Annotated in this window: 15 protein-coding genes; 14 read left to right on the top strand and 1 reads right to left on the bottom strand. The window is 54.9% G+C overall.

All coding sequences use genetic code 11. The features are described 5' to 3' along the window. The 4 genes from CBE73_RS07065 to CBE73_RS07050 all read left to right on the top strand — a co-directional run bounded on the left by CBE73_RS07065 (position 1) and on the right by CBE73_RS07050 (position 3508). Positions 1 to 681: a site-2 protease family protein gene (locus CBE73_RS07065; protein WP_094093636.1), complete on the top strand. Its 681-nt coding sequence runs from the start codon at positions 1 to 3 to the stop codon at positions 679 to 681. A 116-nt stretch (positions 682 to 797) separates the two neighbouring features. Next, positions 798 to 1562, top strand: coding sequence for a 16S rRNA (uracil(1498)-N(3))-methyltransferase (locus CBE73_RS07060; RefSeq protein WP_094093635.1), 765 nt, complete (start codon positions 798 to 800; stop codon positions 1560 to 1562). Between the two features lie 2 nt (positions 1563 to 1564). Continuing rightward, positions 1565 to 2908, top strand: a complete 1344-nt coding sequence (mtaB, locus tag CBE73_RS07055) for a tRNA (N(6)-L-threonylcarbamoyladenosine(37)-C(2))-methylthiotransferase MtaB (RefSeq protein ID WP_094093634.1) — start codon at positions 1565 to 1567, stop codon at positions 2906 to 2908. 168 nt (positions 2909 to 3076) lie between these two features. Next, positions 3077 to 3508, top strand: coding sequence for an NUDIX hydrolase (locus tag CBE73_RS07050; protein WP_094093633.1), 432 nt, complete (start codon positions 3077 to 3079; stop codon positions 3506 to 3508). On the opposite strand, the gene CBE73_RS07045 is transcribed toward CBE73_RS07050, so the two are convergent. Beyond that, a complete protein-coding gene (locus CBE73_RS07045) occupies positions 3505 to 4479 on the bottom strand; it encodes a Na/Pi cotransporter family protein (RefSeq protein ID WP_094093632.1) in 975 nt (324 codons plus the stop codon). The genes CBE73_RS07050 and CBE73_RS07045 overlap by 4 nt on opposite strands. Positions 4480 to 4599: 120 nt before the next feature. Between CBE73_RS07045 and CBE73_RS07040 the strand changes: the two genes are divergently transcribed. From CBE73_RS07040 to yqfD, 10 genes are all read left to right on the top strand, one after another. Further along, positions 4600 to 5961 carry a class I SAM-dependent rRNA methyltransferase gene (locus tag CBE73_RS07040; protein WP_094093631.1) on the top strand — a complete coding sequence of 454 codons (1362 nt, stop codon included), beginning with the start codon at positions 4600 to 4602 and terminating at the stop codon, positions 5959 to 5961. Positions 5962 to 6214: 253 nt separating this feature from the next. Then, on the top strand, positions 6215 to 9799 hold the full coding sequence (addB, locus tag CBE73_RS07035; RefSeq protein ID WP_094093630.1) for a helicase-exonuclease AddAB subunit AddB: 3585 nt from the start codon (positions 6215 to 6217) through the stop codon (positions 9797 to 9799). Beyond that, positions 9787 to 14319: a helicase-exonuclease AddAB subunit AddA gene (gene addA, locus CBE73_RS07030; RefSeq protein WP_094093629.1), complete on the top strand. Its 4533-nt coding sequence runs from the start codon at positions 9787 to 9789 to the stop codon at positions 14317 to 14319. Before addB ends, addA begins: the two co-directional genes overlap by 13 nt. Positions 14320 to 14403: 84 nt before the next feature. Continuing rightward, on the top strand, positions 14404 to 15591 hold the full coding sequence (locus CBE73_RS07025) for an exonuclease SbcCD subunit D (RefSeq protein ID WP_094093628.1): 1188 nt from the start codon (positions 14404 to 14406) through the stop codon (positions 15589 to 15591). Next, a complete protein-coding gene (locus CBE73_RS07020; RefSeq protein ID WP_094093627.1) occupies positions 15588 to 18998 on the top strand; it encodes an AAA family ATPase in 3411 nt (1136 codons plus the stop codon). Before CBE73_RS07025 ends, CBE73_RS07020 begins: the two co-directional genes overlap by 4 nt. An 807-nt stretch (positions 18999 to 19805) precedes the next feature. Continuing rightward, complete coding sequence (locus tag CBE73_RS07015; protein ID WP_094093626.1) at positions 19806 to 20171, top strand: histidine triad nucleotide-binding protein; 366 nt, start codon at positions 19806 to 19808, stop codon at positions 20169 to 20171. 315 nt (positions 20172 to 20486) lie between these two features. Further along, on the top strand, positions 20487 to 20660 hold the full coding sequence (rpsU, locus tag CBE73_RS07010; RefSeq protein ID WP_005547957.1) for a 30S ribosomal protein S21: 174 nt from the start codon (positions 20487 to 20489) through the stop codon (positions 20658 to 20660). 15 nt (positions 20661 to 20675) lie between these two features. Continuing rightward, a complete protein-coding gene (locus CBE73_RS07005; RefSeq protein WP_094093625.1) occupies positions 20676 to 21119 on the top strand; it encodes a GatB/YqeY domain-containing protein in 444 nt (147 codons plus the stop codon). A 521-nt stretch (positions 21120 to 21640) separates the two neighbouring features. Beyond that, complete coding sequence (yqfC, locus tag CBE73_RS07000) at positions 21641 to 21934, top strand: sporulation protein YqfC (RefSeq protein WP_094093624.1); 294 nt, start codon at positions 21641 to 21643, stop codon at positions 21932 to 21934. Continuing rightward, positions 21931 to 23112 (top strand): sporulation protein YqfD, encoded by a 1182-nt coding sequence (yqfD, locus tag CBE73_RS06995; RefSeq protein WP_094093623.1) that lies wholly within the window; start codon positions 21931 to 21933, stop codon positions 23110 to 23112. Before yqfC ends, yqfD begins: the two co-directional genes overlap by 4 nt. The last annotated feature ends 2 nt before the right edge of the window (positions 23113 to 23114 follow it).

Genomic DNA, 23114 nt, shown 5'->3' with positions numbered 1-23114 from the left:
ATGGGTTTTCTGGATTCCATTTTTGCTTTTCCCATGGATGTGCTGCCTTTTATTCTGGTAGTCATCCTGATTGCTTTTACATTTCATGAATTTGCCCACGCCTATACGGCCTATAAATTTGGAGATCCAACGGCCAAGATGCTGGGAAGGGTCACCTTAAACCCGGCGTCCCATATTGAGCTGTTCGGTACGATCATGATCCTGCTGCTTGGCTTTGGTTGGGCCCGGCCTGTTCCGGTGAACAGGGACAACTTCAGCAAACCTCGTTTGATGGGGATCATTGTTTCGTTAGTTGGTCCTTTAAGTAATCTGCTGATTGGTTTCATTGCTACGATTGTTTATGTGGCATTAATCAACGCAGGGGTGATCGGGGGAGAAGGGGATTCCCGCTTCCAGGTTGCCGTTCAGCTGTTCCTGTACTATTTGAGTATTCTGAATATCGGTCTGTTCTTATTTAACTTGCTGCCTTTGCCTCCGCTGGACGGTTACCGGATTGTTGAGGATCTCGTTCCAAGACGCATTCGGCCGATGCTGCAGCAATACGAACAATGGGCTTCGTTGATCTTCCTGCTGTTTGTATTTGTCCCGCCTTTAAGGGCGGTAACGATAGCTCCTTTATACGGATTGATCTATCACATTTTTCATGCGTTTACCCAGTTATACTTAAGTTTGTTCGGCTGAGCTGAGCGGAGAATCAAACGGACCATTTTGGCAAAAAGAACCTCCGGAAGCTGTAGCCAGCTCGGAGCAAAAGTTGTATGATGTAGGATGGCAATTTGGAACAAGGATGGATGTACATGCAGCGTTATTTTATTCCGCCTGAGCAGTTCGGAGAGCAGCAGGTGCAGGTCACGGGCGAAGATGCACGCCATATCACAAAAGTGATGCGCGGCAAGCCCGGTGACAAGTTCATTGTCAGCGACGGACAAGGCCGTGTGGTGCTGGCAGAGCTGTCTTTACTGGAACCGGAGGGTGTAACCGCGGTTATTCTGGAGACAATAGAAGATACCAGTGAGCCCCGGATCAAGGTGGATATAGCCCAAAGTCTGCCAAAAGGCGATAAAATGGAGACGGTCATCCAGAAGTGCACGGAGATCGGAGCCGCCGCCTTTGTGCCGTTTCTATCGGAGCGGACGATCGTGCAGTACGATGAGCGGAAGGAAGAGAAGCGCATCGCGCGCTGGAGCAAAATCGCCAAAGAAGCGGCCGAGCAGGCCCATCGCAGCCGTATTCCTGACGTGGGACAGCCGGTGAAATGGAAGAAGCTGCTGGAGCTTTTTGACGGTTATGATCTGGTGTGTATGTGTTATGAAAAAGAACTTGGCGAACAGTTAAGAGACATCGTTCAGCCGTTTGCCGCTTCGCTGGGACCTGAGGTCTCCAGCCGTGTGCTGGTGGTTGTAGGTCCGGAAGGCGGATTTACCGAAGAGGAAGTGGCCGAGGCAGAAGCCGCCGGCGCGAAATCAGTCGGACTCGGCAGGCGGATTTTGAGAACGGAAACGGCCGGCATGGCCGCCCTGACCTGCATATTATATGAAACCGGAGAAATGGGGGGAGTTTAGCAATGCCATCTGTAGCTTTTTATACGCTTGGATGTAAAGTTAACTTTTATGATACAGAAGCCATTTGGCAGCTGTTTAAAAATGAAGGATACGAGCAGGTGGACTTCGAGCAGACCGCTGACGTCTATCTGATCAATACTTGTACAGTAACGAATACCGGGGATAAGAAGAGCCGTCAAATTATCCGCCGGGCCGTTCGGCGCAACCCGGATGCGATTATCGCCGTAACCGGATGTTACGCGCAAACCTCGCCGGCCGAAATTATGGACATCCCGGGCGTGGATCTTGTCATCGGTACCCAGGACCGGGACAAAATTCTAAATTACGTCAATGAAATTCAAACCAAACGCCAGCCGATCAACGCGGTCCGCAATATTATGAAGACCCGCGAATTCGAGGAGCTGGACGTTCCAAACTTTACGGATCATACCCGGGCTTTCCTGAAAATCCAGGAAGGCTGCAACAACTTCTGCACCTTCTGTATTATCCCTTGGTCCCGCGGATTGTCGCGCAGCCGTGATCCGAAGAGCGTTATCGCTCAAGCGAGACAGCTTGTGGCTTCAGGGTATAAAGAAATCGTATTGACCGGCATCCATACCGGCGGATACGGCGACGATTTGGACGATTACAAATTGGCCGATCTGCTGTGGGATCTGGATAAAGTGGAAGGGCTGGAGCGCGTTCGAATCAGTTCGATCGAAGCCAGCCAAATCGACGATAGAGTGCTTGAGGTGCTTAAGAAGTCGCCGAAAATGTGCCGCCACTTCCATATTCCGCTTCAGGCCGGCAATGACGAAGTGCTGAAACGGATGAGACGGAAATATACCATCGCCGAGTTTGAGGAGAAGATCCGTAAAATCCGCGAATTTATGCCGGACGTAGCCATTACTACCGACATCATTGTAGGTTTCCCTGGTGAAACGGACGAGCATTACCGCGACGGCTTCGAGGCCATCAAGCGGATCGGATTCTCTGAGCTGCACGTCTTCCCTTATTCCAAACGGACCGGCACTCCGGCAGCCCGTATGGAAGATCAGGTCGATGAAGAAGTGAAGCATGCACGTGTGCATGAGCTGATCGACTTGTCCGAGCAAATGCAGCTGGCTTATGCCGAGAAGTTCGTCGGCGAGGTGCTTGAAGTCATTCCGGAACGCGATGAGAAAGGCCAATACGGCCCAGGACGTTCGATGGGCATGAGTGACAACTATTTGCAGGTTGTGTTTGATACGGCCGAAGATTTGACCGGACGTTTGTGCCGCGTGAAGGTTACCGAAGCAGGCGTGAACGGCTGCGAAGGAACGCTGGTCCGCATCCTGGACGAGCTGCCTGAGGCTGCCGGACGGTAGGGAATCGCCGGGTTCTCTGACTTCTGGGTAGCCCGCAGCTTTACCAGCTATTCTCTACAGCTATTTCAGCTTTATATTTGATGAACCTCAAGGATTTCATTCCGCTGCGGGATGGAATCCTTGTTATTCAAGGTTACTGAAGGAAAGACAGAAAGGTGGGGGAACAAGATGGCACATAAAGAAATTTCGGCCGGAGGCGTCGTTTATCGCCGGGAAGAAGGACAGCTTCAAATCCAGCTCATTACGGACCGTTACGGCAAAATGTCTTTTGCCAAAGGCAAACAGGAGCCGGGCGAAACGGTAGAAGAAACCGCGCTTAGAGAGATTTGGGAGGAAACGGGCGTTCATGGCGTCATTATCCAGCCAATTGATATCATCGCTTACCAATACGAACATGCCGAATATGGCCTGGTGGATAAGGAAGTCCATTATTATTTGGTCGAAAGCGCTCAAGGCGAGCTTAAAGCCCAAATTGAGGAAATCCGCGGCGTAGACTGGTATGAACCGAAGGAAGCCTGGGAGAAGCAGCGTACATCCGGGTATGATAATAATGATTTTATTTTGGAAAAAGGGCTGAAGCTGCTTGGTGTGGAAGTCTAGGTGAATTTATCCAGCCGTTTCCATACTGGCAGGTAACACAATGGCAGGGCGATCAGGGAGCTTAACACATTAAACAAAGTTTGACTATGAGCGATCATCGCCGAAGCATCGGAGGTCATCCAGGCGGAGGCTGCCCCAAGCTCGCGGATAAAAGGCAGGAACAGCAGGCAGCCTCCGACATTAAGCGCAATGTGGGACCAGGCTACAAAGCGGCCGGAGCGGGTTCCGCCGATCGAGGCGATCACGGCGGTCACGCAGGTGCCGACGTTGGAACCCAGCACAACGGCGATGCCAAGCGGCACGGGCAGGGCCCCGGCAGCAGCCAGTCCCATGGCGAGCCCGATCACGGCGGCGCTGCTGTGAACAACCGCAGTCAGAACGGCACCGGCGGCTACGCCCCACAGGATGCTGCTTTCGGCACGTTTAGTGAACCAGTCGATCAAACCGTAGGTTTGCAGGGCTGCGCCGGTGCTTTGCATCCAGGCAATGGCCGTAAGCACGATGCCGAAGCCTGCAGCTGCCAAAGCCGCGTGCTGGGTGGAAATCAGCAGAGAGGCATGTTTTTGCAGCCGGAACGGTAATTTATCATGCAGGACGACCGCCGCAAGCCAGATGCACAAGGAAAGCAGGAGCAGCGGAGGGCCAAAGGAAGAAATATGAAGGGCAATAAGTTCGGTGGTCAGACAGGTACCGATATTGCCCCCGAGGATGATCCCCAGCGTACGGCCATAGGTCAGCAGACCGGCATTGACGAGGCCGATCGTCATCACGGTAACGGCTGTGCTGCTCTGCAGCAGGGCAGTCACGGCCGTACTGAACACAAGCCCTTTAAGCGGGGTTGCCGATACCGTGTTCAGCAGCTTCGTCAGTACCGGTCCTGCCCAGGCCTGCAAGGCCAGCTCCATCATTTTCATGCCAAATATAAAGAGGGCCAGTCCAAAGATCAGCGGGATGATTATTTCGCGGAACACCGGCGGGCCTCCTTTCCATAGACAAGTTCATGCTGTGGTAATATTTATGCGCGGCAGGGACGAGTCATGACATCAGCAAGAAGTCACTTATTTTGAGAACAGCTAGGAGTGGAAATAGAAATGGCAGCAGTAATTTTGCAGCGCAGCCGCAAGAAAAGGCTGGAACAGGGGCATCCCTGGGTTTATAAAAGTGAGATTGACCGGGTGGAAGAAGGAGCACTTCCAGGCGATCTGGTAGAGGTCGTGAACCATCAGGGACGTTATTTGGCAACTGGTTATTATAACCCGGCTTCCCAAATTACAGTGCGGATCGTTTCATATAAGCCGATTCAGGCGATGGATACGGCTTTTTTTGTTGAGCGGTTTACCGATTGCCTTCGCCATCGCAGCCGGTTTGTGCAGGAAGATGCCTACCGGCTCGTTTATGGGGAAGCTGATTTCCTGCCGGGACTGATCGTGGACCGCTTTGGCGATGTTCTGGTCGTACAGCTGCTTACGCTGGGCATGGATAAACACCGCGATGAGATCGTGGAGGCATTGTGGCAGGTTCTGCAGCCAAAAGGCATCTACGAGCGCAGCGATGTCGGCGTCCGGGAGATCGAAGGCCTTGAACAGGTGAAGGGGCCTTTGTACGGCGATTGTCCGCGTCATGTGACCGTAACGGAGAACGGCCTTCTGATCTCCGTAGACATCATGGAAGGACAGAAGACCGGCTATTTCTTTGATCAACGGGAGAACCGTGCGTCAATCGCTCCGCTTATGCTGGGCTGGGGGGAGAAAAGCGGCATCCGTCTTCAGGAGCTGGAAGATGCGGAGGCAGGTACCCGCCTGGTGCCTGTGAACAAAAGCGGCAAAGAAGTGACGTTCCCCTATTGGGACGGTGCGACCGTGCTGGAGTGCTTCTCACACACCGGCAGCTTCACGCTGCATGCCTGCAAATACGGAGCCAAGAAGGTCACTTGTCTCGACATCTCCGAGCATGCCATCGAAAGCGCCCGCGAGAACGTAAAGCTGAACGGGTTCGAAGACCGGGTCGAGTTTGTGGTAGCCGATGCTTTTGATTACCTGCGAAGTCAGGTCAAAGGCCAGGAAGAACGCAAAGCACGGGCTGAAGGCAAAGCTGACACCTCTACGCCGCTTGCGCCGGGCACAGGCCGGACATGGGATGTGGTTATTCTTGATCCGCCGGCCTTTGCCAAAACGAGAAAAGCGGTAGCCGGAGCCTGCCGGGGCTACAAGGACATCAACCTGCACGGGATGAAGCTGGTTAACGAAGGCGGGTATCTGGTTACAGCCAGCTGCTCCTACCACATGCGTCCCGACCTGTTCCTGAGCACGATCGCCGAGGCGGCAGAGGATGCGGGGAAAATTCTGCGGCTGGTGGAATGGCGCGCAGCAGGCAAGGATCATCCTCAAATTTTAGGTGTGGACGAAGGCCACTATCTGAAATTCGCTATTTTTGAAGTTCGCAGCAAAGTCTGAGGACCTCCGTCTAAAGGGGCGTTCTGCAACAAAAAGAAATCTGGCTATAGGAGCCGTTTCACGGCCTTATGCCTATATACGAAGTCAAGCAGGTCCGGTACAGCACCGGCCTGCTTTTTCTTTTTTTCCAATCGGCAGGGTTTCGGCAAACACATGTTCCAGTTCCGTTCGTTATGGTATACTAGAATCTATCGAAATAGGAAACGAACAGCTTTTTACGAGAAGCTTTTTTTATATAAGGGAGGATGCTCAAGTGTCACTTCAATTGATTATCGGCCGGGCCGGCAGCGGCAAAAGCCGCTATATGCTGGAACAAATCCGTGAACGGCTGCAAGAGGAGCCTATGGGACCGCCTATCATCATTCTGGTGCCGGAGCAGGCGACCTTTCAGCTTGAGCGTGCTATCGCGTCTTTTTCTGGATTAAAAGGGACCGTTCGGGTGCAGGTTCTGGGCTTCAAACGGCTGGCATACCGAATTATGCAGGAGACGGGGGGCTCGGCGCTGATCCCGATCAGTGATGAGGGGAAAAAGATGCTGCTCTACCGCATTATGCGCCGGCTTCAGGATGATCTGAAGCTGTATGGCAGCGCCGGCGGGCCGCTGGGGCTGATCGACAAGCTGAACAGTCTTTATACGGAAACGAAAAAATACGGGGCGGACTCCGCCTCTTTGCAGCAGCACTTCCGGCTTCTGGAATCCTCCGGCAAGGAATCGCCGCTGCTGAAGAACAAGCTGCACGATCTGCAGCTGCTGTTCGGAGAGTTTGAGAAGGAGCTTTCGGGATTGTATATCGATTCGGAGGACCACGTCCGGAAGCTGGCGGAAGGTGCTTCAAGTTCTGCTTATCTGCAAGGCTCGGAAATTTGGGTGGACGGCTTCCATTCGTTTACGCCAGTGGAATATGAAGCGCTTGGCAGGCTGATGGAAGCGTCCGTGCGCGTAAATGTAGCGCTGACCTTGGACCGCCCTTATGATGACTCGCGTCCGCCAAATGAACTGAATATGTTCTATACCCCGGCGGTTACGTACATGAAGCTCCAGACTTTGGCCGAATCGGCAGGAATGGCGGTATGGCCGGTCAAGATCATGGACGAGCGTCCTTTTCCTCGATTCAAGAACAGTGAAACGCTGGGACTGCTTGAATCGATTTACGGGACAAGAAGGAAAGTCCGCGAGGGGGATCAGCCTGGCGATCTTGCGCAAAGCCTGCGGCTTAGAGCAGCGGTGGGCAAACGCTCCGAAGTGGAAGCGGCCGTTCGTGAAATGGTCCGTTTGGCCCGTGAGGAGCAGGTCCGCTGGCGGGACATGGCTTTGTACGTCCGTACGCTGGATGAATATGCCGACTTGATCGAGCCGATATGTGGCGATTACGGGGTTCCGGTATTTATTGACCGGCGCAAAAGCATGGCCGCCCACCCTTTGATCGAGCTGGTGCGGGGAGCGCTGGACGTGGTTAAGCGTTTCTGGAAGGCACAGGATGTTTTACGCTGCGTGAAGACGGATTTCCTGCTGCCTTTGGAGGGCAGCTTGTCGCGTGAAGACATGGACGTGCTGGAGAACTATGTGCTGGCGTCCGGTATTGAAGGCGCGCGCTGGAACAGCGACAAAGCCTGGAGAGGCAAACCGAATCTCTCCCTTGAGCCGGGAGAAACGGGCGGAGCCGAGCCAGCCGGGCAGCAGGAGGGCAGCGAACAGGAGAATATGCAACTGGAGAAGCCGGTTTCTGCTGTGCAAAGAGCCCAGGAGGAGGAGATGGAACGAATCCGGCAGGCTAGAGATGCTGTGGTCGGTCCTCTCTCCTCATTTGAGAAACGGATGAAAAGAAGCAAAACGGCCAGGGAAATGTGTGAAGCTGTATTTGCGCTGCTGGAACAGGTATCGGTGGCCGAGCGGCTTGACCTCTTGGCCGAGGAAGCGGCTGCCGCCGGAGAGCCGCAGCGGGCGATGGAGCACCGGTCCGTATGGGGAGCTGTCCTGGATCTGCTGGATCAAATCGTAGATATGATGGGAGAAGAAGGCCTGGATATTGGCTTGTTTAGCGGAGTACTGGATACCGGGCTGCGAAATCTCAAGCTTGGCCTTGTGCCGCCATCCCTGGATCAGGTGTTGGTCGGCAGTGCGGACCGGACCCGTTCGGTCCATGTCAAACATGTTTTTATGCTGGGCGTAAACGAAGGCGTCATGCCTGCTCTTTATCAGGAGGAAGGCATTCTGACCGATCAGGAACGAAGCAGATTGGCCGAAACTGGTTTGGTGCTGGAGCCGGGGACGGCAAGGAAGCTGCTGGATGAACGTTTTATGATCTACCAGATTTTATCCTCCGCGGAGTCGTCCCTCTGGATTTCTTATCCGGCTGCGGATGAAGAGGGCAAAGCTTTACTGCCTTCCGAGGTTATCCGTGATCTTAGGAAGAAGTTTTCCCTGGAGGAAAAATGGGTGGAAGCCGTGCCGGCGGCTGCATCGCCGGTGGATGTTCAGCTGACGTATGTCGCCCGTCCTGAACCGGCCTTGTCCGCCTTGGTCGGACAGCTGCGGCAATGGCGTGCCGGTGCCGAAATATCCCCGGTGTGGTACGGAGCGATGGCCTGGTTTGGCCGCACCCGCGATTTTCATCATAAGCTGAATTATTTGCTGCAGTCTCTGGACTACCGCAACGGAACGCGGACGCTTACGGAAGAGACCAGCCGCAGGCTGTACGGCACGCGGCTGCGCACAAGCGTATCGCGGATGGAGAGATTTGCGGCGTGTCCGTTCTCCCATTTTGCTTCGCATGGTTTGAAGCTGAAGGAACGCCAGCTATACCGGCTGAAGGCTCCGGACATCGGGCAGCTGTTTCACGCCGCGCTGAGCGCGATGGCTCTTTCGTTCAAGGACAGCAACCGCAGCTGGGCCAGCCTTACGCCCGAAGAATGCGTGCGCGAGGCTGAAGCGGCCGTGGATAAGCTGGCGCCCCAATTGCAGGGGGAGATTCTGCTCAGCTCCAAACGTTATGGCTTTATTACCCGCAAGCTGAAAAATATCGTCGGCCGGGCTTCCTTGATCCTCGGCGAACAGGCCAAACGCGGCAGCTTCGAGCCGGTAGGGCTTGAGCTGGACTTCGGTCCCGGCAAAGAGCTTCCTCCGCTGACCTTTGAGCTGGAGAACGGCTGCGTCATGGAAATTGTCGGACGTGTGGACCGGGTCGATATGGCGGAAAGCGAGCAGGGGATTTTGCTGCGGGTCATCGACTATAAATCCAGCCAGACTGACCTGAAGCTGCACGAAGTCTATTATGGGCTGGCCTTGCAAATGCTGACCTACCTGGACGTTGTCCTTTCCTCGAGCGAGGAATGGCTGGGCAGCCCGGCCAAACCGGCCGGAACGCTTTATTTTCACGTCCACAATCCTCTGCTGCAGAGCAGCAACGGCATGTCGCCTGAACAGGCCCGCCAGGAAATGCTCAAGCGGTTTAAGCTGAGAGGTCTGGTGACGGCGGACCGCGATATTGCTTTGATGATGGATAACAAGCTGGAGAAAGGTCATTCGGACATCCTGCCTGTAGCGGTTAAGGCCGATGGCGGGTTTTACAGCAGCGCGGCAGTTGCAACGCCCGAGCAGTGGGATGTGCTGTTGTCTTCGGTCCGCCGCACGATCCGCGGCATTGGTACCCGAATTACCGAAGGGGATGTGGCTATCGAGCCTTATCGTTTGGGACAGGAAACGGCTTGTACGTTCTGCGCCTTCAAGTCGGTCTGCCAAATCGAACCTTCGGATGAAAGCCGTTATAAATTGTTGGCCAAGCCGGGTAAAGACCGGATTTGGAGCACGTTAGAGGAGGAATCGCCATGGAACCCGTAATTCCGAAACCGGCGGGCAGTTATTGGAGCGACGATCAATGGAACGCGATTGCGCTGTCCGGCGGGAACATTCTGGTTGCAGCGGCTGCGGGGTCCGGCAAAACCGCCGTGCTGGTGGAACGGATTATCCGCAAGATCACGAACCCGGATCAGCCGGTCGATATTGAACGGCTGATGGTGGCCACCTTCACCAAAGCGGCGGCGACAGAAATGCGCCATCGCATCCGCGAAGCGCTGGAGGGCCTGCTGGAGCAAGGCGAGCCTAACGAACAGCTGGAGCGGCAGCTGGCGATGCTGGGCCGAGCTTCGATCACAACGCTGCATTCCTTCTGTATGGAAGTGATCCAGCGGTATTACACGATGATTCCGCTTGATCCGGGGTTCCGGATCGCCTCCGAACATGAAGCACAGCTGCTCAGACAGGAGACGCTCGAGGAATTATTTGAGGAAAAATACGGCGCCGAAGACGGTCAGGCCTTCTTCAGCCTGGTGGAATGGTTCAGCGGCGAACGCAGCGATGAAGGAGCTTTCAGGCTCGTACAGAGGCTGTATGATTTCTCCCGCAGCCATCCTTGGCCGGATTTCTGGCTCCGCAGCATGGCCGCTTCCTTCGCGGACGCGACGGTCGATTCCCTGGAGAACAGCCTCTGGATTCGGAGCATTACCCAGGATACGCTGCTGTCGCTCGAAGGCATCATCAATCTGCTGTCCCAGGGCAAGGCGCTTGCGTTATCTCCATCAGGCCCGGCACCGTATGCCGTCTCACTTGAGGAAGATCTGAATGTGATGCTCGGACTCAAGGAAGCGGTTCTGAACGGCTCATGGAGAGAGCTGCATCCGGTGTTCCAGGCTGCGGCCTTCGGGAAGCTGAAGCCGGTTAAGAAGGATCAGACCGACCCGGCCGTTCAGGAACGGGTAAAAGCGCTGCGCGAGGAAGCGAAGAAATCGCTAAACGAGCTGAGGCTGCAGCTGTTCGGCAGACCGGCGGAGGACTTTGTTGCCGAGCTTCATGATGCGGCCCCGCTTATGTCCAGGCTTGCCGAGTTTGTCATTGAATTCGGAGAACGCTACGCGGACGCGAAGAAGGAACGCGGCTGGCTGGATTTTTCCGACTTGGAGCACTACTGCCTGCGCATCCTGCTGCATCCGGACGCAACGCCGCTCCGTATTCTGCCTTCCGACGCCGCCTTGGAATATCAGGCTCAATATGAGGAGGTTCTTCTGGACGAGTATCAGGACACGAACACCGTCCAGGAGACGATCGTACAACTGATTTCCCGGCCCGATAAGGGCAACCGGTTTATGGTTGGCGACGTCAAGCAGAGCATTTACCGCTTCAGGCTGGCCGAGCCGGGTCTCTTCCTGGAGAAATACAGGGAATATGGGGACGATTTCTCCGGGAGCGGCCTCAGAATCGATTTGGCCCGGAACTTCAGAAGCCGCCGCGAGGTGGTCGGCGCTGTAAATATGCTGTTTCGGCAAATCATGAACCGGACGGTTGCGGAAATCGACTATGACGAACGGGCCGAGCTGATCTACGGCGATCTGTTCCCTTCGTCCGAGAAAGGGCTGCCTCAATATGAACCGGAACTGTTGTTGATCGACCGCAGCGGGGGAGATCCGGGCCTGGAGGCCGATCAGGCCGCCGGAGCGGACAACGCGGAAGGAGAAGCTGAGAAGGATTCGGAGGCGGAGGAAACCGCCGATCTCGAAGCGGTTCGTCTGGAAGCCCGAGCGATCGCGGCTCGTATCCGCGGCCTGCTCGGTGAAGGCGGAGCTCCGCTGATGGTTTACGATAAAAGCCTGAAAGGCTCCCGTCCCGCAGCGCTTGGGGATATCGTGATATTGCTGCGCTCGACCTCTGGCTGGGCGCCGATTCTGATTCAGGAGCTGCAAATGGAAGGGATTCCGGCGGCCGGGGAAGTGAATCAGGGTTATTTTCAGGCGTCTGAGGTTGAAATTACTCTTTCGCTGCTGCAGATCATTGACAATCCGCGCCAGGATATTCCGTTAGCTTCTGTCCTTCGTTCTCCGATAGTCGGATTGGATGAAGAGGAATTATCCCGCATCCGGCTGGCCTGCTCGGGCTCCGGGTTCTATGAAGCTTTACTGGCTTGGATGGAAGAAGCCGAGCAGACAGAGCAGGAGCCAAGCGAATTATATGTAAGGCTGGAACGTTTCCTCGCTTTGCTTGAGGGCTGGCGGAGGATGGCCCGGGAAGGCGAGCTGAGCCGTCTGATTTGGACGGTATACCGTCAAACCTCTTACCTCGACTGGGTCGGAGGTTTGACAGGCGGCCCGCAAAGACAAGCCAATTTGGAGGCGTTGTACAGTCGTGCCAAACAGTTTGAGCAGACGTCCGGGACTCCCGGATTATACAGCTTCCTTAGATTTATCGACAAGCTGAAGGAAACCGGCGGTGATTTCGGTGCGCCTTCCATTGGCGGTGCCGATCAGGACACGGTTCGGATCATGACCATTCACAAGAGTAAAGGACTTGAATTTCCGGTTGTGTTTGTAGCCGGACTGTCGAAAATGTTCAACCGTCAGGATTTGAACGCTCCTTTTCTAATGCACAAAGAGCTTGGTTTCGGTCCGAAATACGTCGACCCGGATACCCGGGTAAGCTATCCGACGCTGCCGAACCTGGCGATTCGCAGAAGGAGCCAGATGGAGCTCATCGCCGAAGAAATGAGAATTCTGTATGTCGCTTTAACCCGGCCGAAGGATAAGCTGATCCTCGTATCGGCGGTGAAGGATCTGGGGAAATCGGCGGTGAACTGGGGCCAGTCGCTCAGCGGAACCGAGGAACTGCTCCCGGACTATTTGCTCGCCCGCGGGCGCAGCTATCTGGATTGGATCGGCCCGGCTTTGATCCGGCACCCGTCTGCCGGGGCGCTGCGCGAATTAGCGGGATTAAGCGCTGAAGGGCATCATTTGCTGCCCTACCGGGAAGACAGCCCGGACTGGCAGTTTATGTTGGTCCCTTCCCGGGAGATGGCTTATGCAGCGGCGGCAGGACGCGAATCCGCGCTGGTTCCCGCATTGCGGGGCGAAGAGGCCTTGCGCGAGCTGCTGGCGGCAGCCGGTTTGACGGGAGATTCTGATTTCGCAGGATCTCTGGATATTGCCGAAACTACGGATTTTGAAGGAATTACGGATTTTGAGGGAACTACGGATTCTGCTGAAACTGCGGATACAGCTGAAACCGAGGGCTTGGCAGGAAATCCTGATTTGAAAGGAACTCGTGGTTCTGAAGGTTTCCGTGATCTCGAAGAAATGAATGAGGCTCGTCCAACTGGCGGCGCTGGACCGGAAGCCATCAGATCTGCGCTGTTCGGCGAGGTAGCCCGCAGGCTCGAATGGTCTTATCCCTATGAATGGAGCAGCCGCGTCGCTGCCAAAACGACAGTGACCGAGCTGAAATCCAGACTTGTGTCGGAGGAGTCGCCGGCTGCTGATGGCCTGGAGTTGCAGGCGGAACGTGCCGGGGAACTCCAGCGTACATGGCCAGGCACGTTGTCTTCTTTGGGACAGGAACGGGCAAGCGGACAGGAAGACGGAGACAGAGGCTCCAAGCTGCGCTTAAGACGCCCGAAATTCATGGAGCAGCGGAGAATGTCCGGAACGGAGCGGGGCACGGCCTATCATACGGTGATGCAGCATTTGCCGCTGCAGGAGGCAGGAAGAGACGCGCTGGAGCTGGTGGAAGAGACCTTCCGCAAGCTGGAGGCCAGCCAGATTCTGCTGCCGGAGCAGCTTCGCGAGCTGGAACCGTATAAAATCGCCGGATTCCTGGACAGTGAACTGGGAAGCAGACTGCTCCATGCCGAATGGGTGAAAAAAGAACTGCCGTTTACCTATGCGATGCCGGCTGAAGAGGCTTACCCGCATTTTACACCTGCTTTATCCGGAGATCAGAGTGATGCCGGAACGAACCTGACCCTGCAGGAAAGTGGGAAACAGGGCAGCAGGGAAGAGCAGTGGGTGAAAGCAGAGGGTTCCGAAGCTGGACGATTTGAACAACTAAAAGAAACCGAACAAGCTGCACGCACAAGAGAAATGGGAGAATCCGAACAAACTGAACACGCCGGATACGTAAGAGAATCAGAAAAAGCAGAACAAGCTGAACAAGTAACAGAAGTTGAACAACGAGTAGGAAGAGAACAACCAGAACAATTAGGGGAACAGCTTCCTGCCTCTCCCGGTTTAGGAGCTGCAACAGAAGAAGCCGAGCCGGCCGAAGAGCAGTCTGCCAAGCTGGGTCTTCAGGGCGAATCGGTTATTGTACAGGGAATTATCGACTGTCTGTTCAAGGTGAATGGCCAATTGATCATGCTGGATTACAAGAGCGATTATGTTCCGGACTATGCCCGGGAACAGCAGCTTGAAATGCTGAAGGAGCGCTACCGGATTCAATTGGAGCTGTACTCGAGGGCGGTCGAACAGATCACCGGGGAAGAAGTCGCAGAGAAATGGCTGTATTTCTTTGATTCCGGAGATGCGGTACGGCTCGGTTAAGACCGGCAGCTTTAAGCCCGGGCTCAAGGCCTGTATCAGTCTGTGAAAGCAAAGAGGAAGAGTAATGAATTAGGAGGAAACAGGATGCGCATTTTGCATACAGGTGACTGGCATTTGGGCCGGACACTTGAAGGACGGAGCCGGCTTGCGGAACAGGAGCAGTTCCTGGACGAGCTGGTCCAGATCGTAAGGAACGAGCAGGTGGATTTGATTCTGATGGCCGGGGACGTATATGACAGCGTCAATCCGCCGGCAGCGGCGGAGCAGCTGTTCTATGAAGCGGCCGCGCGGCTTAGCGAAGGCGGGCGCCATCTGGCAGTCATTGCGGGCAATCATGACCAGCCGGAGCGGGTCTCTTCGGTTTCGCCGCTCGTTTCAAGCCGCGGGATCAGCCTGACCGGTCTGCCGACGAACCAGGCAGTACGGCTTCGTGCAGCTCGAACCGGTGAGGAAGCGGTCATTGCGGCCTTGCCCTATCCTTCAGAGGCGAGGCTGCAGGAGCTGCTCGCCGGAGACGGGGATGAGCAGGAGCTGCGCCTTGCCTACAGCGCACGGGTCGGCCAGCTGATGAAGCAATTGGCGTACTCTTTCCGTCCAGACACGATCAACCTGGCGATGAGTCATCTGTATGTGCTTGGAGGACTGGAATGCGACAGCGAACGTCCGATCCAAGTCGGCGGCGCTTATACCGTGGATCCGTCCGCTTTTCACGTTGGAGCCCAATATACAGCTTTGGGACATCTGCATCGTCCTCAGGTGGTCAAGGGGGAAGGCGTGATCCGCTACAGCGGCTCTCCGCTGGCCTACAGCTTTTCAGAGGCGGGACAATCCAAATCGGTGATGCTGCTCGATCTCAAGCCTGGAGAGCAGGCTCAGCCGCAGGAAATTTTTCTTCGCAGCGGCAGACCGCTCGTGAAATGGGCATGCAGAGGCGGACTGGAAGAGGTTCACCGCTGGATTGAGGAAGGACGCGATGTGAACGCCTTTATCGATCTGGAGATTTCGCTTACGGAAGCGATGTCGATGGGCGATATCGGCATGCTGCGCAAAAGCCGGGAGGGGCTTGTGCATATCAGGCCGGTGTATCCCGGCAGTCCGTCGATCGAAGAGACGATGGCGGAGCGGTCGCAAATGCCGGTTGACGAGCTGTTCCGGAAGTTTTACCAGCGGCAGAGCGGAGGCGCCGAACCCGGAGAGGAGCTGGTCCGGTTATTTATGAGCCTGCTGGCTGAAGATGAGACTGCTGCAGTCACGGAGGAGGACGCGGAATGAAGCCGATTCTACTAAAATTATCAGGATTGCAAAGTTACCGGGAAAGTCAGGAAATAGATTTTACGGCGCTTTGCGAGACAGGTTTGTTCGGCATCTTCGGACCGACGGGAAGCGGTAAATCGACGTTGCTGGATGCGATGACTCTTGCACTTTACGGTAAGGTGGAACGGGCGGTAAACGGCACGCAAGGCATTATGAATCATTCCGAGGACAGCCTGTTCGTCGCTTATACCTTTGAGCTGACAAGCCCGAAAGGCAGCAGCCGCTACCGGGTGGAACGGCGTTTCAAACGGACCGGGGAGCAGTCGGTGAGCTGCACGATCAGCCGTTTCATTGAACTCAAGCCTGAAGGGGAGACTGTGCTCGCGGACAAGCTGGCCGAGGTGAACCGTTGTGTGGAAGAGAAAATCGGCTTGAAGATGGACGACTTCACCCGGGCGGTTGTGCTGCCTCAAGGGAAGTTCTCGGAATTTCTTGCATTAAAGGGGAGCGAGCGGCGGCAGATGCTGCAGCGTCTGTTCCATCTGGAGAAATACGGAGATCAGCTTGCAGTCAAGCTGAGCCGGAGAGTGAAGGAGACGGAGAGCCGTCTGAAGGAGCTGACCGCCGAGCAGCAGGGGCTTGGCCAGGCTTCCGAGGAAGCGGTCAAAGCAGCTGCTGAAAGGCTGGCTTTGGCAGAGGAAGAGGCACATGCGGCTCGGACCCGGCTTGCAGAAGTCCGTCAGAAGGCGGAGGAAGCGTCCAAAATCCGCGAGCTGATGCAGGAGAAACAGCGGTTGATGGCGGAGGAAGCACGCCTTACCGCAAATAACCCGGCCATTGAAGCAGCCGAGCATAAGCTGCGCCATGCTGAAGCCGCCGAGCAGCTGCTGCCTGTCCTGAAAGGCTGGCAGGAAGCGGCAGAGACGGCGAGGGCGCGAAGGGCTGCGGCTGAAGCTGCAGCCTCCAGCGCGGCTGCAGCCGAGGAAAAGGCGGGCGAAGCCGTGAAGATGTCAGCTGCTGCAGATGAAGTTTTGGCGCAGGAGGAACCGCCGCTGCTCCGCAGGCTGGAGCAGCTGGAGCAGGCCCGCCAGCTGCAGGCTGAAGCCGAGCAGCTTAAAGCTGAGCAAGCCGGGCAGCTGGGCAGACAGCAGGAGATCGAGCAGAAGCGGAAGCTGGCTGCTGAAGAGGCGGCGAAGGAAGAAACGCTGCTGAACAAGGCTGTGCACCGGCGCAAAGAGCTGGAGCAGCAGCTCAAAGAGCTTGAGGTGAAATCGGCCGAGCGCCGGTTGCTGCAGGAAGGGATGCAGCGCAAGGAAGCTTTGGCCGCTGCGGAGCAGCAGCTGGAGCAGACCCGCTTGGAAGCCGGCCAGCTGCGCAGCAGACAAGAAGAAGCGCTCCGGCAGCTGCAGGAGTTGACGGCAGAGGCGGCGCGCAGCGAAGCTGAGCGGCAGGACACCCTTGCCGAAGCCTACCGGCTTGCCGCTGAGCTGCAGAACCAGGAGCAGGAGCTGCAGGGCCTTGGTGAGGAGCTGGAGCGGCGTGAAGCACAGCTCCGGCATCAGCTGAAGGAGCAGGAGCTGCACGTCTGGTCCGTCCGGCTGGCCCAGGAGCTGCACGAGGGCGGAGCCTGCCCGGTGTGCGGCTCGCTGGAGCATCCTTCGCCGGCTGTGCACGGTGACGAGGGAACGGCGGCGCTGGAGGCGGAGCTCCAGGCCGTGGCCGCTCTGCTCCCGGAATGCCGGGAGCTGCGCTTCGGGGCCGCGCGCGACCTGGAATCGGTGCGCGCGGCCCTGGAAAGCCTGGATGCCGCCGCAGACCCGGCGGCATCCAGCGAAGCGGCGGCGGCTACGCAGACCGCCGCCGCCCGGCCGGGCGCTCCGCTGGACGCGGAGAGCGCCCGCGCCCGGCTTGCCGCGCTGCGCACCGCGCGCGGCGGCAGCGGCACCCGGCTCTCTGCGTTGCAGAGCCGGGTCCGCGGGCAGCGCAGCGCTGGCGCCGAACTGCGCCAGCGCTGCGCCCTGGCGGCTGCCGAGGAACAGGCAGCCGCGGCCCAGGCGGAGCAGCAGCAGGCACGCTGCTCCGCGCTTGAGGCTGACGTGCAGCGCCGTGCAGCCGAATGGGCTGCAGCTCATCCCGGTATGACCCCGGATGAGCTGCAGCGCAGCTACGAGGCCATGCAGGCCAAGGACCTGCAGGCCGAGGATGTGCGCCACCGCCTCGAAGTCAGCGGGCCGTACATCGAAGACAAGACGAGCAGGCTGCGCGTCTTGTCGGAGCAGCTGGCGGCCTTGGACAGAGAGCTGGTTGAATGCTCAACCCGGCTCAAGGGCGGCCTCCAGCTGATAGAAGAGAAGAGTAAACGGCTGGCTGCCCTGACGGGCGGGGAACCAGCCGAAGCGCTGCTGGCCGCAGCCGAGTCAAGGCTGGTTCAGCTGCGAACGGCTGCTCGGGAGGCCCGGGAACAGCTGGCAGCGGCCCAGCAGCTGCGGAATGAAACGGCCCAGGCTGACGTGTTGGCTCGTCAGGCAGCGGCAGCCGCTGCCGAACAGGCGGCTGAGCAGGAGCGCCGCTGGGAACAGGCGTTGTCAGACGCCCCTTTTGCGACCGAACAAGCGGCTGCAGAAGCGGCGATCGGCCGGGAAGAAGCCGAGGAGCTTGCGCGGCTGGCTGAACAGCACCGTAAGCAGCAGCAGGAACTGGCCGTAACGCTGCGGGATCTGGAGCTTCGTTTGAACGGCAGAAGCCTTTCGGAAGAAGCGTGGAACGAAGTCCAGCGGACCTTCCGGGAATACCAGGCGCAGGATGAGCTGGCTCTTCAGGAGAAAGCGAAAGCACAGCGCGATCTGGAGGATGTGGAGAAACGCCATGTCCGCTGGCAGGAGCTTGAACAGCAGCGCAGCGCGCTGGAGCATGAGAGCGGGCTGCTCGGCAAACTTCAGAGTACGCTAAGAGGTAATGCGTTTGTGGAGTATGTAGCCGAGGAGCAGCTGGTTCATGTCAGCCAGGCGGCTTCGCAGCGGCTGCGGTTTCTGACCAAGCAGCGCTATTCCCTGGAAACGGATTCCGGCGGCGGATTTGTCATTCGCGATGACGCCAACGGCGGTGTGAAACGGCCAGTGTCCACCTTGTCGGGAGGCGAAACCTTCCTGACCTCGCTGGCTTTGGCGCTGGCTTTATCCGCCCAGATCCAGCTGCGCGGCCAATATCCGCTCCAGTTTTTCTTCCTGGACGAAGGGTTCGGCACACTGGATCCGGAGCTGCTGGACACGGTGATTACGTCGCTTGAGCATCTGCATCATGATCATCTCTCCGTCGGCGTCATCAGCCACGTAGCAGAACTGCGCGAGCGCCTGCCCCGCAAGCTGATTGTACAGCCGGCGGTGAATGCGGGAGAAGGCTCCCGCATTCACCTCGAGAAACTTTAATTTTATATAAACCTAGGCGAGAATCCTTTCATTCAGGAGGATCGCCTAGGTTTTATTTTTTTTCTATTTTCCTACCTATTTTTAATTCGTTTTCTAAGTTTTATTTGTTCCTAAGTTTTTTAGCTTATAGTTATTTAGTTAGGCGTTTAAATCGCTCTGATTTCCTACTCTTTTTCCTGTCTTTCTTTTCTCTCTTGTTTCTTCTGTCCTGTTTCTTCTGTTATTCCGTTATTGCATTATTCCATCAGAGAAGTAAGCGAATATTTCAGTCTGCTATTTTCATTCAGGCAGTAATATCGGCTATTTTTAAATCCGAGTAAGTATGGAACGGTACAACACAAGTGACCAATTGGCCGTGTTGATTCGTGGAAAAAGGTGAAAGAAATCAGCTGTTTCGCATTGAATCCCCCAGTATAAACTCTCGCTAAGCATTTAAGCCTGAGTTGAGCCTGAGGAAACTTTTGGGCTTTTAATTATCACAGGCTTCTAAATCATAGGATAACGGTCGGTTGTAAGCGGAAGGATTTGGCGTGATCCAAATCACAGAGACAGTTTAATACCGCTGTTATAATACAGCTAAGCCGACATTACTCAAGAAGCCACCTGGACGGACGTATGGGCTAGAGTTCGAGCAACGCAGCTGCAGCTCCTGCTAATACGTCCGTCCGGCGCACTCCTTTCAGGGGAGTGCCGGGTGCTTCTTTTTTTTGCCTGGTTTATTAGGTATGATAGTTAAGGAGAGGCTGCCGGCAGACGGTTTCCGGCACCTGAAGCTCCAGTACATAAATTTCCAGGAGGCCATGTAACATGGAGAACTGCTTATTTTGCAAAATCGTAAACGGAGACATTCCTTCCAACAAAATTTATGAAGACGACGAGTTTCTGGTCTTCCATGACATTCAGCCTGCTGCGCCGGTTCATGCGGTCATGATCCCGAAGAAACATATCGCTTCAATGAATGAGGCGGAAGGCGAGGATTTTGCCTTGATCGGCAAGCTGCACCAAGTTGCGCAAACGACAGCTAAACAGCTGGATATTGCTGAAACGGGCTACAGACTGATCAACAATTGCGGACCTGACGGAGGACAGACCGTATTCCACCTGCACTTCCATTTGCTTGGCGGGGCCAAGCTGGGGGCGCTTACTGGAGTTTCTGCTTCGCACGCCGAGTAAGTTGCCAGGTTGGTTGTCAGGTTGAGCAGGCTTAGAAGAGGCTGAGATCTGATTCAAGAAGAAATAGAGTTCGGCGCTTTAAACTTTTCCAAATCTGGATTGCAAGATTTAAGTGAAATTTAAAGAGAATGGCGGATTTATGCGGGTTTTTGTAGTGTTTTTCGGACTTGTTAGAGTTTGTCGAACCCGGAACTTAAGTCTGAGTTGCAGGGATTATTTTCAGAGTAGTTGACCTAAGTTCTCTCTTCACCTATAATGAAGAATGATGAACCGTGTTATGCTCTTGGACGGTCTGGTCGGAGGGAGGGAAAACTGGTGTCTGAAACGAAAGTTCGCAAAAATGAGACAATCGATGCTGCACTTCGTCGCTTTAAGCGCTCCATTGCTAAGGACGGTGTCCTGGCTGAGGTGAAGAAACGCAAGCATTATGAAAAGCCAAGCGTTAAACGCAAGAAAAAGTCTGAGGCTGCTCGTAAGAGAAAGTTCTAGGAGGATTTGAACTTCATGAATCTTAGCGAACGATTAAACGAAGATATGAAGCAAGCGATGAGGAATCAGGAAAAGTTCAAACTCACCACGATTCGTATGGTTCGTGCTACGATCAAGAATCTTGAAATAGATCTGAAGAGAACTCTGAACGATGATGAAGTGCTTGATATCCTAAGTCGTGAAATCAAACAGCGCAAAGATGCCCTCCAGGATTTTATTAAAGCAGGCCGCGAAGATCTTGCAGATAATTTAAATGTCGAGATTGATATTATTGCCCGGTACCTCCCCGAGCAGCTTACCGAAGAAGAAATTAAAGTAATTGTACAGCAGACCATCCAGGAAACCGGTGCTTCTTCGAAAGCCGACATGGGGAAAGTAATGAGTGCGCTAATGCCTAAAGTCAAAGGACGGGCGGATGGCAAACTTGTAAACCAGGCAGTTCAGCAACTGCTGCAATAAAAGAATAGCAAAACGCCCTTCCTTTGGAGGGGCGTTTTTTGCTGTCTAAATTTCCAACTCACTTCCAACCTCGATTCTAACCTGAACCTTAACCCGAACTTATTACCCAAACCTTAACTCTAACCGGAACTGGCACTGGACCCGGAACCCGAATTGGAACCCGAATTGAAACCCGAACTGGAATCCAAACTCAACTCTAACTAGGGGCCCTTTCCCAAAGTTCTCATAAGATCAATTTCCACAGTACCCTTTTATCTTCATTTATGCTAACTCCTCAACCGCAACCCCAATCCCATAAATTCTAATTCCTAAATCCCTCTTTGTCTTAATTCCAAGTGAATTTCACACGTTGATTTCGCTACTCCTTGAACTTTCCCCTAGCAGTCAAATGGGATTGATCTTGTCCATCCAGCTAAACGGGTCTTTTTCAATACGGGATCTGCCTTGTTTCTTAGCTGCTTCTCATAAAACAGGAGCTTCCCGCATAATTTTGTAGCATAGGGAAAGGAGGATTGCCTCGTATGAGCCGCATTGCCCGCAAATTTCGCAAATGGACCGTTGATGCGCTCGATCTCCCGGGGGATCTCGTCTTTGAGCTGCCCAGACTTACGCTTGTAGGCGGGAAGCAGCTGCTCATTGAGAATCACAGGGGCGTTCTGCATTTTTCGGAAGAGCGGTTAAGTTTGGCACTCAGTGAAGGCGGCCTCGAAGTAACGGGAAAAGATCTGGTCATCAAGACCATTATGCCCCAGGAGATCATGGTAGAAGGGGATATCGAGGAAATCAAGTATCGTGGAACGGGGGAGAAGCCGTGAAAGAATCGGCCTTTAGCTTTCTCCGCGGATGGGTTAGGCTGGACATCCGTGGAGGCGATTTGGAACAGTTGATCAATAAATGCGGGGAGAAGGGGATAGGGGTTTGGGAGGTCAAACCCCTGCCAGGAAGGCGGATGGAGCTGAACGTCATGCTTGGTGATTTCTTCAGGCTGCGTCCGCTCTTGAAGCAGACAAGCTGCCGGATGCATGTGAAACAGCGGAATGGCCTGCCGTTCCTTTCGCTCCGGGTGCTGCGCCGCAAATGGTTTGCCGCCGGTATCGTTCTATTTGTTCTGGCTATCTTTTTTATGTCCTCCTTGGTTTGGGATGTGGAAGTGAAGGGCAATGTGAATATCCCGGCTGAAGACATTAAGGAGGCCGCCAAAGAGGAGGGGCTGTTCCCTTTTCAGTGGAAATTTAAGCTGCCTGAACAGGACAAGCTCTCCAAAACATTGACAAGGAAGTTGGAAGGCACGTCTTGGGTAGGGGTTACCATCCATGGTACCAAGGCGACGATTGAGGTGGTGGAAGCAACTAAACCGAAAGACCAGAATTTAAACAGCCCCCGCAATCTTGTCAGCAAATCGGATGCGGTTGTTACTTATATTTATGCGGAAAGAGGATATCCGAAGGTGGCTAAGAATGACCGGGTCAAAAAAGGTGCGGTGCTGATTGCCGGTTATCAGGCCGGGCAAACGGTCGTCTCCAAAGGAGAGGTGCGCGGACTGGTTTGGCATGAATATAACATTGAAACTCCGCTGGTGAAGAAAGAAAGTGTCCTTAGCGGCGCCAAAAAAACAAAAGGGTATCTGTACTTTGGGAACACGGCGATTCAGCTTACCGGTTACGGGAAAAACCAATTTGCCGAGAGTGTCACCTATACAGAAAACAATCCGATCACCTGGCGGAAGTGGAAGCTTCCGATCGGCTGGATGAGCGAAAACGTAATGGAAAAGGCGGATATTGAAATTGAGCAGACGCCGGAGCAGGCGAAAGCGAGCGGGATTGCCCAGGCGAAACGGGATATTTTAGCGAAAAACGGTGCGGATGCCGTCGTTAAAGCGGAAAAAATTTTGCATGAGAAGACTGAGAATGGTAAAGTTTATATGAAAGTGTTGTTTGAGGTAGAGCAGAATATCGCGGAAGAGGTTCCTATAGTCCAAGATCAAGGAGAATGAGT

Origin of the sequence: Paenibacillus physcomitrellae (genome assembly GCF_002240225.1) — a bacterium.
Classification (GTDB): Bacteria; Bacillota; Bacilli; order Paenibacillales; family Paenibacillaceae; genus Fontibacillus; species Fontibacillus physcomitrellae.
This window is presented reverse-complemented; position numbering and strand designations above follow the sequence as displayed.

What these genes read in the sequence shown, in the direction of transcription:
- CBE73_RS07025 (WP_094093628.1), top strand. Translation starts at nt 14,404, where the DNA reads ATGCGCATTTTGCATACAGGTGACTGGCATTTGGGCCGGACACTTGAA.
- CBE73_RS07005 (WP_094093625.1), top strand. Translation starts at nt 20,676, where the DNA reads ATGAATCTTAGCGAACGATTAAACGAAGATATGAAGCAAGCGATGAGG.
- mtaB (WP_094093634.1), top strand. Translation starts at nt 1,565, where the DNA reads ATGCCATCTGTAGCTTTTTATACGCTTGGATGTAAAGTTAACTTTTAT.
- yqfC (WP_094093624.1), top strand. Translation starts at nt 21,641, where the DNA reads ATGAGCCGCATTGCCCGCAAATTTCGCAAATGGACCGTTGATGCGCTC.
- CBE73_RS07040 (WP_094093631.1), top strand. Translation starts at nt 4,600, where the DNA reads ATGGCAGCAGTAATTTTGCAGCGCAGCCGCAAGAAAAGGCTGGAACAG.
- CBE73_RS07050 (WP_094093633.1), top strand. Translation starts at nt 3,077, where the DNA reads ATGGCACATAAAGAAATTTCGGCCGGAGGCGTCGTTTATCGCCGGGAA.
- CBE73_RS07060 (WP_094093635.1), top strand. Translation starts at nt 798, where the DNA reads ATGCAGCGTTATTTTATTCCGCCTGAGCAGTTCGGAGAGCAGCAGGTG.
- addA (WP_094093629.1), top strand. Translation starts at nt 9,787, where the DNA reads ATGGAACCCGTAATTCCGAAACCGGCGGGCAGTTATTGGAGCGACGAT.
- CBE73_RS07020 (WP_094093627.1), top strand. Translation starts at nt 15,588, where the DNA reads ATGAAGCCGATTCTACTAAAATTATCAGGATTGCAAAGTTACCGGGAA.
- CBE73_RS07065 (WP_094093636.1), top strand. Translation starts at nt 1, where the DNA reads ATGGGTTTTCTGGATTCCATTTTTGCTTTTCCCATGGATGTGCTGCCT.
- CBE73_RS07015 (WP_094093626.1), top strand. Translation starts at nt 19,806, where the DNA reads ATGGAGAACTGCTTATTTTGCAAAATCGTAAACGGAGACATTCCTTCC.